This is a genomic window from Pseudomonas sp. UF-293, from assembly GCF_058245595.1.
Map to the genome: position 1 here is coordinate 39192 of NZ_JBSICA010000026.1, position 16932 is coordinate 56123.

Annotated in this window: 9 protein-coding genes; 2 read left to right on the plus strand and 7 right to left on the minus strand. The window is 59.5% G+C overall.

Annotated features, from left to right (window positions below):
- Positions 1 to 110: 110 nt before the first annotated feature.
- The gene (locus AC4IHP_RS22110) at positions 111 to 7883 is read left to right on the plus strand and encodes a dermonecrotic toxin domain-containing protein (RefSeq protein WP_490832747.1); all 7773 of its coding nucleotides are present in this window, start codon (positions 111 to 113) and stop codon (positions 7881 to 7883) included.
- A 7-nt stretch (positions 7884 to 7890) separates the two neighbouring features.
- Here AC4IHP_RS22110 and argR read toward each other — a convergent pair whose 3' ends face one another.
- The 7 genes from argR to acs form a co-directional block, all read right to left on the minus strand.
- Positions 7891 to 8871 (minus strand): transcriptional regulator ArgR, encoded by a 981-nt coding sequence (gene argR, locus AC4IHP_RS22115; RefSeq protein ID WP_041479242.1) that lies wholly within the window; start codon positions 8869 to 8871, stop codon positions 7891 to 7893.
- Between the two features lie 246 nt (positions 8872 to 9117).
- The gene (locus AC4IHP_RS22120; RefSeq protein ID WP_460120859.1) at positions 9118 to 9882 is read right to left on the minus strand and encodes an ABC transporter ATP-binding protein; all 765 of its coding nucleotides are present in this window, start codon (positions 9880 to 9882) and stop codon (positions 9118 to 9120) included.
- A 27-nt stretch (positions 9883 to 9909) separates the two neighbouring features.
- The gene (locus tag AC4IHP_RS22125) at positions 9910 to 11022 is read right to left on the minus strand and encodes a succinylglutamate desuccinylase/aspartoacylase family protein (RefSeq protein WP_490832748.1); all 1113 of its coding nucleotides are present in this window, start codon (positions 11020 to 11022) and stop codon (positions 9910 to 9912) included.
- Complete coding sequence (locus AC4IHP_RS22130; protein ID WP_016773584.1) at positions 11022 to 11720, minus strand: ABC transporter permease; 699 nt, start codon at positions 11718 to 11720, stop codon at positions 11022 to 11024. Before AC4IHP_RS22130 ends, AC4IHP_RS22125 begins: the two co-directional genes overlap by 1 nt.
- Positions 11717 to 12406: an ABC transporter permease gene (locus AC4IHP_RS22135; protein ID WP_016773583.1), complete on the minus strand. Its 690-nt coding sequence runs from the start codon at positions 12404 to 12406 to the stop codon at positions 11717 to 11719. Before AC4IHP_RS22135 ends, AC4IHP_RS22130 begins: the two co-directional genes overlap by 4 nt.
- A 91-nt stretch (positions 12407 to 12497) precedes the next feature.
- Positions 12498 to 13271 (minus strand): ABC transporter substrate-binding protein, encoded by a 774-nt coding sequence (locus AC4IHP_RS22140; RefSeq protein ID WP_024014020.1) that lies wholly within the window; start codon positions 13269 to 13271, stop codon positions 12498 to 12500.
- Positions 13272 to 13986: 715 nt separating this feature from the next.
- Complete coding sequence (gene acs, locus AC4IHP_RS22145) at positions 13987 to 15942, minus strand: acetate--CoA ligase (protein ID WP_039757973.1); 1956 nt, start codon at positions 15940 to 15942, stop codon at positions 13987 to 13989.
- A gap of 409 nt (positions 15943 to 16351) precedes the next feature.
- Between acs and AC4IHP_RS22150 the strand changes: the two genes are divergently transcribed.
- Complete coding sequence (locus AC4IHP_RS22150) at positions 16352 to 16612, plus strand: DUF2790 domain-containing protein (protein ID WP_016773580.1); 261 nt, start codon at positions 16352 to 16354, stop codon at positions 16610 to 16612.
- Positions 16613 to 16932: the final 320 nt, after the last annotated feature.

A 16932-nucleotide genomic window follows, 5' to 3' on the forward strand; every position in this document is an offset into this window, starting at 1 on the left:
GGCCGCGCAGAATACCAAGTCAGCCTCGCGGCAGAGACATAAATATGTACCGCACGACGAGCGCTTGCTGCTGATTTGCTGAGGGTTCTTCTCAATGCCAAGGAATGCTCATGCACCTGTCTGATGGACCCTCACCGACAACCTCTAGCAAGACGCCCGAACCACGACATCCGGACGAGCATTATCAACCGCTGAAAAACGCGATTCCCCAATGGCTCGGCACTACCTCCGCCTCCCGCCGCGAGGCACTGAAAAACAGCGCGCCTTTAGTGCCTGAGGCGCTCAAGTCCGCTCCCGCCGGGCAACACGCCGTGATGAAAGAACTCACTGCGACGACTATCACCGCGCAGAGCGAGATAGACAAAAACCTGGAACATCTGCAGGACGCCGCCGCTTTCGCCGAGCCTCTGCTCAAAGCGGAACTGAAAAACTGCTTGAACCTCGACGTGGATGTCAGAAAAACCTTTGTGCGCTTGTACATTCCGGTGACGACACCATGGTTTGCCATCAGCACCGGTGCCCGCGTGTGGACGGTGTCGTTGCTGGATGCCGCACTCCACAACTTCGAAGAGCGCGAAACCCATGAATACGCCTTCGAAGCCGCATCGACCTTCACCACTGCACCGTCGGCGAGCGGTCAGTTCGAGGCATTGCCAGAGGTAAAGGCCAGACTGAGTATCCCGGCGTTCACCCAACTGTGCCGCCGACTGGATATCGGTGCGCAGTACAAGGCCAGCCTGGAAAAAAATCTCGGTTACTCCGACCCCGCGCTCGCCTCGAGCCTGCGCGCCAGACTGGACGCCAGCGAAAAAGCGGCGATGAAAGCCGCGCTGCAGTGGGCGCGAATGAACCGGGACGTATCGGAGAATCACTTTCGCCTGATCGACGACATGCTGGACGGCCTGACAGGCATCTACGTCGACGGTGCCCCCATGCTGTGTCATGACGTGACGATGCTCTGCGCTTCGCTCACCGGCATCGTGGTGTTCGCTCCGGATCTGTACATGACGCGCAACGCAGCGCGCGTCGTGGCTTATGTGCCGAACGACCCCGAGCACCCGTTCAAGGAATACGCGTCGCCGACGGCGATGCTCGTCGAGCTGACGCGCCAGTTGCGCTCCAAGGAGTACCAACAGTTCTTCAGCCGCTTCGTCAACCACGAGCAGCGCGGCAATTTTTTCGGCCTGCTCAATAGCCGCCTGAGCGAAATCAAATGGCATCGGCCCGAGCCCGGCAGCGCCCTGCCCGCCTGGCGCGAAGCGCCTGTGGAGCGGCCCGATCTGCAGAGTGCGCTTGTGCCGTTTTACGATGGTCTGTGGCAACACCTGCACCAGGCCAAACTGAACAAAGTCTTCAACGATGCCCGAGTCATCGCCGTCCCGACGGCCTGGGTCGATCAACGCGCGCGCTGGGCCTTCTGGGATTCGGTGGTGAATATCCTTTCCAGCATCGCCCAGACCGCTGCCCTGATCGTCGCGCCCTTCGTGCCGGTGCTGGGCGAAGCGATGATGGCGTACATGGCTTATCAACTGCTCGACGAAACCTTCGAAGGCATCGTCGAATGGGCACAAGGGCGCAACACCGAAGCCATCGAACACCTGATGGGCACCGTCGAATCGATGATTCAGCTGGGCCTGTTTGCGGTGGGTGGCGCGATTGGCGCGGGCGAATTTCGCAAGGCATTGCCCAAGGAAGTCGTGGCGTTCATCGACCGTTTCAAACCGGTGAAGCTGGCCAAAGGCGAAACCCGCTACTGGCAGCCCGCTCTTGAGCGTTACAAGCACCCACTGCGTCCACCCGCCGATTCGCAACCCGACGCGCTCGGTCTGCACGCCCATCAGGACAAGCAACTGCTGGCCGTCGACGATGCGCATTTTTCGGTGAAAGCCGACGCGGTACCCGGGCAGTACCGCATCGAACACCCCAGCCGACCCGACGCCTACCAACCGCTGGTCCGCCACAACGGAGAGGGTGCCTGGCACACCGAGCTCGAACAACCGCTCGAGTGGGACGGCGAAACCGCACTGCGCCGCCTCGGCCCATCGGTGGAAAGCTTTTCGCCGGCCGAGCGGGAAACCATTCTGCAGGTCAGTGGTACCAGCGAAGACGTCCTGCGCAAAATGCATGTCAATCAGGAACGCGTCCCGCCGCTGCTCGCCGATAGCATTCAGCGCTTCAAGATCGACCAGCAGCTGCAGCGCTTCATCGATCAGATGGACAGCGAAACGTCTGAAGATTTTTTGCGTGCCGATCCGGTCACCCAGTTGCAACTGCTTACCGACCATGGCCGTTGGCCGAACAATCGGCGGCTGCGTCTGGTTGATCGCAAGGGTGAACTGCTCTGGCAATCCTCCGCAGACGAAAGCCTGCCCCTGACCGAGTTGAGGCAGGATCGGCTGATCGGCGGCGACCTGCTCAAATCCTTGCTCGCGGTCCTCGACGAAGCGCAAATCAAGGCCTTGCTCGCCGAACCCTTTGCGCTGACGCTATCACTGGACGTTCGCAGCCGGACCCTGCGCAAGCAACTGGCCGGCCTTGCGCAAACCCACAGAAGCACGCTGTTCGAATCGCGCTATCAGGCGCTGCAGCGCATCGACGATCCATTGGCGCAGCCGCTCCAGGCCTACGCTCCCGAGCTACCGGACAGTGTGACCCGCGAACTGCTCGACACCGCCACCGGAAGCGAAATGTTGCAGCTGCACCGGGGCCTGATTTCGCCGCATCAACAGGAGCTGCTGCAACTGGCCCGTCAGGAAGTGCGCGTGACCCGCGCCTACGAAGGGCTGGAGCTCAGCTCGGTGAGCAATCCCGATTCCGATGCCCTCGCCCTGCACAGCCTTAAACTATTGCCCGGCTGGAGCGGCGACGTGCGCATCGAAATCCGCGACGGTCGCTACGACGGCCCGCTGCTCGATAGCATCGGACGCGAGGAGGCCCCCAGGCAGAAAGTCCTCGTGCGCAGCGACGATGGTCGTTATCAACCTTATGATGATCGCGGCCAGGCACTGCATTCGTTCAGCGACTTTTACTCCAGCCTGCTCTATGCCCTGCCCGACAGTGAGCGCCAGAGTCTCGACCTGCGCATCGGTCAGGGAGAGTCGCTGAAAATCGCCGTTCGCGAACATACGCTGGCACGCCACGAGCTGCGGCAGGTGCTGTCGGCCGATGCGGTCACGCCACCAGAAGTCGATACGTTACGGCTACTGGGTGTCGAAGGGTACTCCCGTCTTTCCCCGCCGACCGTGCTGGAAGGTATGCAGCCACTGCGCACTCTTGAGGGAGATATACGGTCCCTGTATCCAAGGCTGCCGGACTGGAGAATCGAGGAACTCGCGCAAAGCATGCGTGCCAGTCCGTCCGGCCCGCGCGCGCAAGTGCTGCGCTTGCAGAACGATTACCTGCAACTGCAGAACGACCTGCAGGTCTGGGCCAACAGTCCGCCCGCCCGACACCCCGAGACGGGCAGCGTGCTCACGCCCATTGAGCGAGACGCGGAAATCCGCAACCGCAGATTGCTCAGGGAACAATTGCTTAAGGGCTGGCGACAGGAAAGCGTCATCGGCCAGGGCAGGGCTTCGCACAATGCCGTGCTGCTCACCCACGGTTTCATGGGTGACTTGCCGGTCCTGTCGGCCGATTTCAGTCACATCACCGCACTTGCGATCGATGGCAACACCACCATCGGTTCTCTCGACAGTTTTTTGCGATCTTTCAGCCAGTTGCAGACTCTGGATGCGCGCAATCTCAACCTGCCAAGCCTGCCTCAAGCGCTCACTTCGCTGCCGTCGCTTCGGGAGTTGAAACTGCGCAATTGCCGAATCAGCCTGACAACCACCACCCAATCGGTGTTGGCTTCTCTACCGCAACTTACTCTGCTCGATCTGCAAGGCAATTCGCTGGGCCTGCCCCCCGACTTGCACTCGCTGCCTTCGCTGCGTTACGTCAACTTGTCCAATACCGGACTCTACGCCGTGCCGGATGGCATACTCGATCACCCGCGGCTGATCTCCGCGCAATTCGACGGCAACCGGATCACGCGCGTCCCCGAGGTTTTTTTCAACCTCCCCAGCTCTCTTGGCAATGGCTTCACCTTTGCTGACAATCCGTTGTCGACCGCCTCTCGCGAACGGGTGAAAACCTTCTACAACCACACCGGCAGACACTTTGGCGTGCGCCCCGTGCCGCAAGACCTGCAACGCACCATCGACTTGTTCCCGACGCTCGACGCCGAGCAGGCCACCGCCGTGTTGTACCGGTTACCCGGCACATTGGCAGAGGGCCGCGCCCAGTTGTCGCTCTGGGAAACAGAGCTCGGCCAACTGAAGTCCGAACTGGACCAATGGATCGATCAGGCGTCTGCCGCCGGTCCGGAGTCGGGCACACCTACGCCTGTGGATGAACGCACTCGCGAGGCAAAGGCCAGACGCGCCTTTGCCCAGGTGCTTGAGCAATTGTGGCGCGGCCGGACCGCACTTGGTCGCACTGAAGAGTTGAACACACTCGCGCAGTTCAGCGGCGCGATGCCCGTCATCAGCGCCAATTTCGAGCACATTTCCCAGCTGAACCTGAGCGGCAATCGGAACATCACGGCCGTCGCGCGTTTCGTGGAATGCTTTCCCAACCTGACTGCTCTACGCCTGGACAACGTCGAACTGGATCCACAGGCGGTCACAGGGATCGGCCTGCCCAGGCTGATCGATCTGGAGCTGAAAAACTGCGGGATCGTCCTCACCCCCGAAAACCAGGCCGCCCTGGTATCCATGACCAGTCTGCGCAGGCTGGACCTGGGCGACAACCCACTGGGGACGTTTCCGGATCTGACCCTGCTGCCTGAACTGGGATATATCGACCTCTCCAACAGCGGCCTTACCAAGGTTCCCGATGGACTGGTCAGCCACCCGAACCAGCCGATTGCGGTTTTGACCGGCAACCGCATTGCCGAACTTCCCGACGCCCTGTTCGAGGTTTCGGCGACTCGCAGCGACGGCATCTATCTTTCCGACAATCCGTTGTCGGCCGCCGCGCGCGACAAGATCAAATCCTATTACCGACTCCATCAAAACGATTTCGATGTGCGTGCCGATACTCAGGATATTGCCCTTGCCCGCCAGCTGTTTCCCGAGCTCGACCAGCAAGAAGCCAGCGATATGATTTATGACCTGCCCGGCAACCTGGCGGATAGCCGTACCCAGCTCGAACAATGGCGTGCAGAGCTGGAGCAGATGCAACTCGATCTCACGCGGTGGACACAGCAAATCCCGACCACACACCCGGTTACCGGTCAGTTGCTGTCCGTCGTTGATGTACAGGCGCAGACGGTGGCGCGTACCGAGTTCAAACTGAATCTGGAAGCATTATGGCGACAGCGGTCGAGCGAGACTGGAGAACGAGGAGCGTTTTTTTCAGCCGACCTGAAGTTTATTGGCGACCTACCACGGTTGACGGCGGATTTCAGCCACGTTGCAAACCTGAAACTCAGCGGAAACGCTGCAATCCGTAACATCGGGGCGTTAGTTGAACAATTTCCGAACCTTGAGGTTCTAGAGCTCAAAGCCATCGCTCTGAACGAAATTCCAGCTTTTGTCGCAGACCTGCAGACACTCAAGGAACTGCGCCTGCCTCATTGCGCCGTGAGGCTCACGAGCGCCGGACAGAATGTGCTCAATTCGCGGCCTGCCCTGAAGCTGGTGGATCTGAGCAATAACCCGTTGGCCACGGCCCCGGATCTGCGGGCAATGCCGGCGTTGGAGGATATCTTCCTGATGAATACGGGCCTGACCGCCCTGCCCGAAGGCATTGTCGATCACCCGCTTTTGCGACACGCGTACCTTAATGACAACCTCATCACAGAACTGCCCGAGGCTTTATTCCAAGCGAATTCACAACGCGCTGAAGGTATGTTCCTGCGTGACAACCCACTGTCCCGCGCCACCCGCGAGCTCATCAAGCAATACCATGCCAGACACGGTCGCAACTTTGGGGTCAGACCCGATCCAGAAGATATAGCCCTGGCGCAAAGGCTGTTTCCGCTGCTGGACAATTACTCGGCCAGCAACATGATCTACCGTCTCCCCGGTACGTTGCAGGCCAGCACCGCGCAATTGCTGCGCTGGGAAGCGGAAATCGCCGGAATGATCAGCGACCTCAACACCTGGTGCGAGCAAGTGCCTGTCAGCAACCCTTCCACAGGACAACTCTGGAACACCGAAGAGCGAGCGGCGGAGCTTGTCGCCAGACGGCAATTCGGTACGCGACTCGAAGGGCTCTGGCGCGGCAGACGCACCGGGAACTCGGCATTACGCCTGGACAGGTTCGAAGCGAACGCAAGGTTTGCCGGCGAACTGCCGCCGTTGAGCGCGGATTTCAGCCACGTCACCCATCTGCAAATCAAAGGCAACTCGGGACTGACAGCTCCTGACAGTTTCCTTAGAAGTTTCAGCGGATTGAATGGTCTGGAACTGACAGACATGCCCCTGGGCCGGATCCCGAAAGCGCTGGAGAGGATACCGTCGCTGGAAACCCTGATGCTGAGCAGATGCCAGATTACGCTCGATGCGGCGGGGCAAGCGACGCTGTCCACGCTTGACCGTTTGAAGTCGCTGGACTTGTTCGGCAATTCTTTACAGGTCACCCCCGACGTCTCAGCGTTGACCAGCCTGAGGTTCCTCGACCTGATCCGTACCGGAATCGACCGCGTGCCTGCAGGGCTTGAGCAGCTACCGCAGCTGAACACCGCGCTATTGAACGACAATAACATTACCGAGTTGCCGGACGACCTCGTTCCTTACTCCGGTCATGGCATGGACATCGGCGCCAATCCGCTGTCAGCGGCATCCAGAGACCGCATCAAGGCGACCTTTCAGACCACGGGGGACAATTTTGGCGTGTGGGGCGAACAGGCTGACCTGAGCCTGATTCAATCGCTGTATCCATCGTTGACTGGCCTGAAAGCCAATGACCTGCTGTATCGCCTACCGGGCACGCTGGCTGACGGACGTATCGAGCTGGCGCGCCGGCAGACCGAGATGATGCGCCTGATCACCCGGCTTGATACGTGGAGCAACGAGACTGCGCACGACCCGGTTTTGCGCACGCCACTGACCGGCGAAGCGTTGCGCCGGGAGTCAGCCAGCCGGCAACGCTTCAAGAAAGATCTCGAAGCACGCCTGCGCCGCTATCCGAAATCGCCGCAGGACAAAGCCTTTGTCTGCGATTTGTCATTCACTGGCGAGCTGCCGCCGTTGATCGGGCGTTTCGACTATATCGAACAGCTGCAGCTGTCCAGCACAGCCATTCCGCCACCCGGCGTCAATCGGCTGGTGGAACTCTTTCCGAAGCTGAGCGTGGTGGATATTCGCAATTACCCGTTGCGGGAAATCCCGCCCGCAATCCTCGGTCTGGACTCCCTGGTGAACCTGAGCTTGCCCGACTGCCAGATCACGCTTTCACGGCAAACCGCAGACGCCATCGCCGGCATGAACAATCTCGTCTCGCTGGATTTGGGCAATAACCCGCTCGGCAATACGCCTGACCTGCGCCGACTGGGCAATTTACGCGTGTTGCGTCTGAACAACGTCGGGCTGAGCGAAACGCCCGCCGGGCTGTTCGACCTCACTGGTCTGAGGTCGGTAAATCTGGCCGATAACATCATCAGCGAGTTGCCCAGCGAGTTTCCAGCCAGCCCCGGCGAGGTGGCGACACACTACGACTTCAGCGGCAATATCTTGAATCCGCAGAGTCGGCAACGCCTGACCGATTACAACACAGCACGGCAAATGCGTTTGCTTGAAGAGCAGGCAGGTCGGGTCAACCTGAATCCGTCGCTCGATGACAGCGACGGGTCGGATATTTCCGTCGGCGTGGAGTTCAACCGTTATCACTGATCGGCGGTCAGCCACGCTCCGGTGGCACTGACGACAATTCGAACGGACTGCTGCTGCGACGCTGGTTGCGATCTTCCCGTGGCGTGGCACCGAAGAAATTGCGATAGGCGCTGGAGAAATGCGGCCCCGAAGAAAAACCACACGACAGGCCGATCTGGATGATCGACTTGCTGGTCTGCATCAACATCTGCCGGGCCTTGTTCAGGCGTAGTTCGAGGTAGTACTGGCTCGGCACGCGGTTGAGGTATTGCTTGAAGATCCGTTCCAGCTGCCGACGGGATACGCACACATGCTGGGCGATTTCGTCGGTGGTCAGCGGCTCTTCGATGTTGGCTTCCATCAGCAACACCGCTTGGGTCAGCTTCGGATGGCTGGAGCCGAGGCGATTCTGCAACGGAATGCGCTGACGCTCACCGCCCTCGCGAATGCGCTCGACCACCAGTTCTTCGGACACCGCTCCGGCCAGCTCCGCACCGTGATCACGGGCCAATACTGCCAGCAGCAGATCGAGCACCGACATGCCACCGCAAGCGGTCAGGCGATCGCGATCCCAGTCGAACAGGTGACTGGTGGCAATGACTTTGGGGAAGCGCTCGGCAAAATCGTCCTGCCAGCGCCAGTGCACGGCGGCGCGATAACCGTCGAGCAAACCGAGCTGGGCCAGTGGATAGACACCGGCGGACAGACCACCGATCACGCAACCGGCGCGCACCAGTTGCTTGAGCGCACTGCTCAGCGCCGGAGCCAAAGTGGTCGGCGGCTCATCAGCGAGCAGAAAGAGTTTCTGAAAGTTCTCAAGCTTGCCGGCCCAAGGCTCGCCGGGCAGCTGCCAGGCGCCTTCGGTCTGCGGCTCGGCCTGCAAGAACGACAGTTCGTAAACCACGTCCGGGTGCACCCGCTGCGCAACACGCAAGGCCTCCTCAGCCAGCGCCAGCGTCAACGCTTTAGTGCTGGGCCAAATCAGGAAACCAATACGATGGGCAGTCATGGGCGGGCAATCCGAAACGAACAACGGTGATGAAGGCATGGGCCAATGCTAGCCCGGAAATGAACACAAATCCTGAGTCCGACGCAGATCCATGTAGGAGCTGCCGAAGGCTGCGATCTTTTGATTTTCGAAAAACAAGATCAAAAGATCGCAGCCTCGTTGCACTCGGCAGCTCCTACAGGGAATCTGAGCCAGCCAGAAGGTCGCGAAGCATGACCTAATCTGGTGCACAACGGCAGCCCTGATTTATTTCAGGCTGCCCGAGAGGAACTGCTGCAAGCGCTCCGACTGCGGGTTGACCAGCACTTCGCGCGGGTTGCCGCTTTCTTCGACGACGCCTTTGTGCAGGAACACCAACTGGTTCGACACTTCACGGGCGAAGCCCATTTCGTGGGTCACGACGACCATGGTGCGGCCTTCCTGCGCCAGCGCTTGCATGACTTTCAGCACGTCGCCAACCAGTTCCGGGTCGAGGGCCGAGGTCGGCTCGTCGAACAGCATCACTTCCGGTTCCATCGCCAGCGCCCGGGCAATCGCCACGCGCTGCTGCTCGCCGCCGGACATGTGCCCCGGGAAGGCGTCTTTGCGATGGGCCACGCCAACCTTGTTCAGGTAGTACTCGGCTTTTTCGCGCGCTTCGTACTTGGGTACGCCGAGCACGTGAACCGGCGCTTCCATGATGTTTTCCAGCGCGGTCATGTGCGACCACAGGTTGAAATGCTGGAACACCATCGACAGGCGCGAACGCATGCGTTGCAGCTGCTTCGGATCAGCAGCTTTCAGCGCGCCGTCCTTGTTCGCCACCAGTTTCAGCTCTTCGTTGTTGAGCAGAATCTTGCCGGCGTGCGGCTGCTCGAGCAGGTTGATGCAGCGCAGGAAAGTACTTTTGCCGGAGCCACTGGAGCCGATGATGCTGATCACATCGCCGGCGGCGGCTTTCAGGGACACGCCCTTGAGCACTTCGTGACTGCCATAGCGTTTATGCAGGTCTTGGACTTCAAGTTTGTACATGCGGTCGGTTCTCACAAAAACAGTCAGTCAGTCGTTGAGCAAATGCCCGTGGCGCAGCGCCACGCGCCCCGCCACCTTGGCCAGCCATAAACCGGATTGGGCGTAACGCAGTCGTTCGATGGCAAACAGCACCCCGGACGTGCCGGCACACACAGTGCTGACGCGATCCGCCAGCGGATCGATCACCTCGAACAGCGCCTCGCCGGCTTCGATCCACTCACCGGGCCTGCGCAAAAAGCTCACCACGCCCGGATGCGGCGCGAATAGCATTTCGGTGCCTTCGAACGGCATGCCCTCGCACGGTTCATTCGCCGGTTTCGGCCACTCCCCCTTGATCAGGCCCTGCTCGGCCAGAAACGCCAGAATGCCTTCAGCCCAGGCCTGCGTCTGCACAGGATCGGTATCAGCCTGACCGCCGAGCTCGATGGTCGTTGCCATACAGGCCAACGGAATCTGCGCCTGCGGGAACAGACGCGACAACCGCAGCCATGGCGCCGAACAGGCCTCATCGAACGAGCTGCCGCCGGAATCTTCCGCGAGCAAGCCGACTTTCACATCCAGATGGGCCGCCAGTGAACGCCACTGTGGCCAGTGCTGAGGCAGCGCATACAAGTGCAGCGCGGCTTCACAGTCGCAATGCAGATCCAGCACGATGTCGGCGCTGCAGGCATGGCTGAGCAACAGACGCTGCATGCCTTGCAACTGACTTTCAGCGGCCGGCAGCGCCGCCAGATGGTCGCTCATTGCCTGACGAATCAAGCGAATGTTGGCATGCGGATCATCACCGAGCTTGTCGCCCAGTGCTGCCGCGACCGGCGCACTGAGCTCGACGAAGTCACGGTTGAAGTTCTTGCCGCTGCCCGCTTCGAAACGGCCCTGGAAATTGCCTTGCAGCAATTGCCCCAGCCCCAGCGGATTGGCCACCGGCACCAGCTCGATCACACCGTTGAGCAAGCCTTGGGCCTCAAGTTCGCCGAGGCGTTTTTTCAGCTCCCAGGCGGTGCGCATGCCCGGCAATTCGTCGGCGTGCAGGCTGGCCTGAATGTAGGCCTTGCGTTCGCCACTGCCGAAACGAAATACCGACAGCTTGCGCTCGCTGCCCAGATGGCTCCATGGAAGTTCGTGGTCGATACGTTCCATCAGTGCTTCCTCGGGGCCAGATAGCTCAACCAGCGACGCTCAGCCAGTTTGAACAGCTTGACCAGAATGAAGGTCAGGCACAGGTAGAACACGCCAGCGGTGATGTACGCCTCGAACGGCAGGTAGAACTGCGCGTTGACGGTACGTGCCGCGCCAGTGATGTCGATCAGGGTCACGATCGACGCCAGACTGGTGGTCTGCAGCATCATGATCACTTCGTTGCTGTACTGCGGCAGCGCGCGGCGCAGGGCCGACGGCAGCAGAATGCGCTTGTACAGTTTGAAGCGCGACATGCCCATGGCCTTGGCTGCTTCGATCTCGCCGTTCGGCGTGGCCTTGAGGCTGCCGGCGATGATTTCCGCGGTGTAGGCGCTGGTATTGATCGCAAAGGCAAGGCACGCACAGAACGTCGCGCTCGACAGCCATGGCCACAAGAAGCTTTCGCGCACTGCTTCGAACTGGGCCAGACCGTAGTAGATCAGGAACAGCTGAACCAGCATCGGCGTGCCACGGATCACGTAGGTGTACAGCCACGCCGCGCCATTGACTAACGGGTTTTTCGAGACGCGCATCAGCCCCAGCGGCAACGCCGCGAGCAAGCCGAAAAACAGCGACAGCGCGAGCAGTTTGAGGGTGGTCAGCAGGCCGCCGAAGTACAGCGGCAGTGCCTCCCAGATGACGTTGTAGTCGAAGATCATAGATCAGCCGCCCTTACGCCTACCGAGTAGCGCTTCTCAAGGTGACGCAATGCCAGCAACGAGACACTGGTGATCACCAGGTACATCGCTGCCACTGCGAGGAAGAAGGTGAAAGGCTCGCGCGTGGCATCCGCCGCCTGCTTGGCCTTGAACATCATGTCTTGCAGACCGACCACGGAAATCAGCGCGGTGGCCTTGGTCAGTACCAGCCAGTTGTTGGTGAAACCCGGAATCGCCAGACGGATCATCTGCGGCACCATCACCCGGAAGAACACCTGAAAACTGCTCATGCCGTACGCCATGCCCGCTTCGGCCTGGCCTTTGGGGATCGCCATGAACGCGCCCCGGAACGTCTCCGAGAGGTACGCACCGAAGATGAAACCGAGGGTGCCGATGCCGGCAGCCAATGGATTCAGATCGATGTAGTCGTCATAGCCAAGCATTGGCGCAACGCGGTTGAGCAGGTCCTGACCGCCGTAGAAGATCAGCAGGATCAGCACCAGGTCGGGAATGCCGCGGATCACCGTCGAATACAGGTCGCCCAGCCACGCCAGCCAGCGCACTGGCGACAGGCGCAACGCGACACCGATCAGCCCGAGAACGATGGCCAGAGCCATGGACGACAAGGCGAGCTGAAGCGTCAGCCATGCGCCATCGAGGATGACAGCCCCGTAGCCTTTCAACATGATTCAGGTCCTCGAAAGTTGGGATGAAAAAATGGCGCAAACCGCAGAGATTCTGTTGCTTGCGCCATTTCGAACTTGTCGCAGAGACGTCTTACTTGCCGTAGATGTCGAAGGCGAAGTACTTGTCCTGGATTGCTTTGTATTTGCCGTTTTCGCGGATGGCCGCGATGGCAGTGTTGATCTTGTCTTTCAGGGCGTCGCCCTTGCGCACCGCGATACCTACGCCGTCGCCGAAGTATTTGACGTCGGTGAAGGCCGGGCCGACGAACGCGAAGCCTTTGCCGGCGTCGGTTTTCAGGAAACCGTCATCGAGCAGAGTTGCGTCAGCCACGGTACCGTCGAGGCGACCGGCGGCCACGTCGAGGTAGATTTCGTTCTGCGAGCCGTACGGCTTGATCTCGGCGCCCAGTGGAGCCAGGACTTCGCGGGCGAAACGCTCGTGGATCGAACCACGCTGTACGCCGATGTTCTTGCCCTTGAGCTCAGCCAGACCTTCGCTGACCTGAGTGCCGGCCTTCATGACCAGACGCGCCGGGGTGTTGTAGTACTTGTTGGTGAAGTCGACCGACTTCTTGCGATCTTCGGTGATCGACATCGACGACAGGATCGCGTCGATCTTGCGTACTTTCAGTGCCGGGATCAGGCCGTCGAACTCTTGCTCGACCCACACGCACTTGACCTTCATTTCTTCGCACAGCGCGTTGCCGATGTCGTAGTCGAAACCGACGATGCTGCCGTCCGGTGCTTTCGAAGCGAATGGAGGGTAAGCCGCTTCGATGCCGATCTTCACAGGTTTTTCGTCAGCGACGGCATTCAGCGACAGCACTGACAGTGCCAGGGCGCCAAGCAGCACAAGTTTCTTCATCTTGGGACTCCATCGGTAAAGGGCAAAAACGGCAGAGTGAGCGACAGCCCAATATGCGAATGGGTGAATCGGAAATCGGTTGCGCATCGGCGGAAATTTCCCATTGAAACCGCAGGCGATTTCAACGTCAGCCACGATGAGCGAGTGATCGGCATTCTAACGACAGGCCCGAAGCCGATATTTCTTCAATGCGACAACTAATTACAGATGCACCGAGAAAGCGGTTTGAGCTCATTGACAGCCCTGCAATTTCATGCAAGAGCGAAAGACAGTGAACCGATACATATTGCAAGTTGCGGGCCCATTATTCGCAAACCCTTCTAATCCGGCAAGCGCAGCGTTATGTCTTATTTTTCAGCGAGGCTTTTGAGGCTCTAAAACGGGGCGCAGCGTTTCCCTTCGCCCCGTCGCGGGGCGGGCGGTTACACATTGGGTTGTGGTGGGTAACAGCGGGAAATGTCCGACGGCGCAGATCGATAATTATTGGTTGGGGTGTTGCAGTTTCCTACAGATGACTACCGCGGTGTCTGACAGATCGCCTTCGCGAGCAGGCTCGCTCCCACAGGGATCTGCATTTGTCTGACGGTACTCGGTCAAACTGTGGGAGCGAGCCTGCTCGCGAAGGGGCCAGTCCGCTCGACACAAATCCACCAGACACAAAAAAGCCCCGCCCGGCATTCACCGAACAGGGCTTTTCAGCACAGCAACCTGCTACTTAAGCAACATTCATCGTCTTGTGCGTATCAATCAAATGCTGCACCACCCCCGGATCCGCCAAGGTCGAGATATCCCCCAACCCGTCGTATTCCGCCGTGGCGATCTTGCGCAGGATGCGGCGCATGATCTTGCCCGAACGGGTCTTCGGCAATCCCGGTGCCCACTGGATCACGTCCGGCGAAGCAATCGGACCGATCTCCTTGCGCACCCAGTTCTTCAGCTCCAGGCGCAATTGCTCGGTCGGCTCCTCGCCGTTCTTCAAGGTCACATAGACATAGATGCCCTGCCCCTTGATGTCATGCGGCACACCGACCACCGCTGCTTCAGCGACTTTCGGATGCGCAACCATCGCGCTCTCGATCTCGGCCGTGCCCATACGGTGGCCGGACACGTTGAGCACGTCGTCCACGCGCCCGGTGATCCAGTAGTAACCATCGGCATCGCGACGCGCGCCGTCACCGGTGAAGTACATGCCACGGAAGGTCTTGAAGTAGGTATCGACGAAACGATCGTGATCGCCGTACAGCGTACGCGCCTGGCCCGGCCACGAATCGAGAATCACCAGATTGCCTTCGGCCTCCCCCTCGATGATGTTGCCGAGGTTGTCGACCAGCGCTGGCACCACACCAAAGAACGGACGCGCCGCCGAACCCGGCTTCAGCGCGTGGGCACCCGGCAACGGGCTCATCATGTTGCCGCCGGTTTCGGTCTGCCACCAGGTATCGACGATCGGGCAACGCGACTTGCCGACATTCTTGTAGTACCAGTCCCAGGCTTCCGGGTTGATCGGCTCACCGACCGATCCGAGCAGGCGCAGGCTGCTGCCGTCAGCGCCTTCCACGGCGGCCTGACCCGAAGCCATCATCGCGCGGATCGCGGTCGGCGCGGTGTAGAGGATGTTGACCTTGTGCTTGTCGATGATCTTCGCCACCCGGGTGATGTCCGGGTAGTTCGGCACGCCCTCGAACAGCACGGTGGTCGCGCCGTTGGCCAGCGGGCCGTAGACGATGTAGCTGTGGCCGGTGACCCAGCCGACGTCGGCGGTGCACCAGTAGATTTCGCCCGGACGGTAGTCGAACACGCGCTCGTGGGTCATCGCCGCATACAGCAGATAACCGCCAGTGGTGTGCTGCACGCCCTTCGGCTTGCCGGTGGAGCCGGAGGTATAAAGGATGAACAACGCTTCTTCAGCGCCCATCTCTTTCGGCGCGCAGACGGTGCCCGCGACTTTCATCAGGTCTTCGTACCAGATGTCGCGATGCTGGTTCCACTTGATGTCGCCACCGGTGCGCTTGCACACGATGACTTTCTGGATGCTGCTGGTTTCCGGGTTGGTCAGGGCGTCGTCGACGTTGGCCTTGAGGGAAATCTTCTTGCCGGCACGGATGCCTTCGTCAGCGGTGATCACCACTTTCGAGCGGCAGTCGATGATGCGACCGGCCAGGGCTTCCGGCGAGAAACCGCCGAACACCACCGAGTGAATCGCGCCGATCCGGGTGCAGGCCAGCATGGCGACCACGGCTTCGGGAATCATCGGCATGTAAATGGTCACCACGTCGCCACGGTGCACGTCCTGGCCACGCAGGGCGTTGGCCAGTTTGCACACTTGCTCGTGCAGTTCGCGGTAGGTGATGTTGCGGCTTTCGGAAGGATCGTCGCCTTCCCAGATGATTGCGACTTGATCGCCGCGCTCGGCCAGATGACGGTCGAGGCAGTTGTAGGAAACGTTCAGGGTGCCGTCGGCAAACCACTTGATGTCGACATGGTGATCGTCGAAGGACGTCTGTTTCACCGTGGTGAAAGGCTTGATCCAGTCGAGACGCTGGGCTTGCTCGCGCCAGAAGCCGTCCGGGTTGACGACCGACTGCTGGTACATGGCTTTGTAGGTCGCCTCGTCAGTCAGCGTGTTTGCCAGAACCTCGGGACGAACGGGATACAGAGAAGCCGCACTCATCTTTCCTACCTCGGTGTAATAGTTGTTTTTGTATGACCCCGTTGTAGCCGGGTGGGGCCCATAGAACCATTCGACGATGGTTGTAGGAGCTGCCGCAGGCTGCGATCTTTTGATCTTCAAAGCAAGATCAAAAGATCGCAGCCTCGTTGCACTCGACAGCTCCTGCATGGGCCGTGCGAGGGATTGTTACCAAATATGCCAAAAGTGTTTATCAAAACCTGCTCTGTTTACCCCGGCCCCACCGCCCTAAAATTCACCTCGCCAACAAGGCAACCGCGATTAACAACGTTACAGCCCCCACGAAGGCCGTTAATCCAGCTCTCCAAGTAACGCATCAAATACCCAAGCTCCACACGCAACCCTAAAAAGGTTGCGTGACCCCACTCGACCTCAAAAAGGTGAATTAGCAATGAAAGCTTTATTGGTTCTGGCCCTCAGCAGTCTGTGCGCAACCGCCATGGCAGACGAGGTCCCGACTGATGTCGCACAGCAACAACCGGTGATCGAGGAATACACTTACTCCACACACCTGGACATCGCCAAAGTTGTATCGATGAGCGAAATTCCAAATGTCTGTGAAGTAGTACCGGCAAAAATGGAATACGACGACTCCAAAGGCCAACGCCACATCCTGCGCTACAGCATCATGGGCAATGGCTGCACAAACTGAATCAGACTGCACCGAATCGGTTCGCTCAGCGCTACATTGAGGGTCGATTCCAGCCCGGCTTCGGTCGGGCTCAGTTGTGTCTGGAGCCGTTAAAAACGCTTGCAAAACACTAGATATAGTGAAAAACCCGATTTTCTGGCTATTTTTTAAACAAAAAAACACCTGCCAAAAAATTAACGAAAAAAAATCTGCCAGGGTCGACTCCGCGCAAAGCCCTGTAATCCCTCGGTCGGATCGAAATCCGCCCCCTCCTCGGCCTCGCCATGAGCCGATTCGCCGCACCACGCCGGTAAAAATTTCCCTATAATGCCGCCCCATAC

What these genes read in the sequence shown, in the direction of transcription:
- AC4IHP_RS22110 (WP_490832747.1), top strand. Translation starts at nt 111, where the DNA reads ATGCACCTGTCTGATGGACCCTCACCGACAACCTCTAGCAAGACGCCC.
- argR (WP_041479242.1), bottom strand. Translation starts at nt 8,871, where the DNA reads ATGACTGCCCATCGTATTGGTTTCCTGATTTGGCCCAGCACTAAAGCG.
- AC4IHP_RS22120 (WP_460120859.1), bottom strand. Translation starts at nt 9,882, where the DNA reads ATGTACAAACTTGAAGTCCAAGACCTGCATAAACGCTATGGCAGTCAC.
- AC4IHP_RS22125 (WP_490832748.1), bottom strand. Translation starts at nt 11,022, where the DNA reads ATGGAACGTATCGACCACGAACTTCCATGGAGCCATCTGGGCAGCGAG.
- AC4IHP_RS22130 (WP_016773584.1), bottom strand. Translation starts at nt 11,720, where the DNA reads ATGATCTTCGACTACAACGTCATCTGGGAGGCACTGCCGCTGTACTTC.
- AC4IHP_RS22135 (WP_016773583.1), bottom strand. Translation starts at nt 12,406, where the DNA reads ATGTTGAAAGGCTACGGGGCTGTCATCCTCGATGGCGCATGGCTGACG.
- AC4IHP_RS22140 (WP_024014020.1), bottom strand. Translation starts at nt 13,271, where the DNA reads ATGAAGAAACTTGTGCTGCTTGGCGCCCTGGCACTGTCAGTGCTGTCG.
- acs (WP_039757973.1), bottom strand. Translation starts at nt 15,942, where the DNA reads ATGAGTGCGGCTTCTCTGTATCCCGTTCGTCCCGAGGTTCTGGCAAAC.
- AC4IHP_RS22150 (WP_016773580.1), top strand. Translation starts at nt 16,352, where the DNA reads ATGAAAGCTTTATTGGTTCTGGCCCTCAGCAGTCTGTGCGCAACCGCC.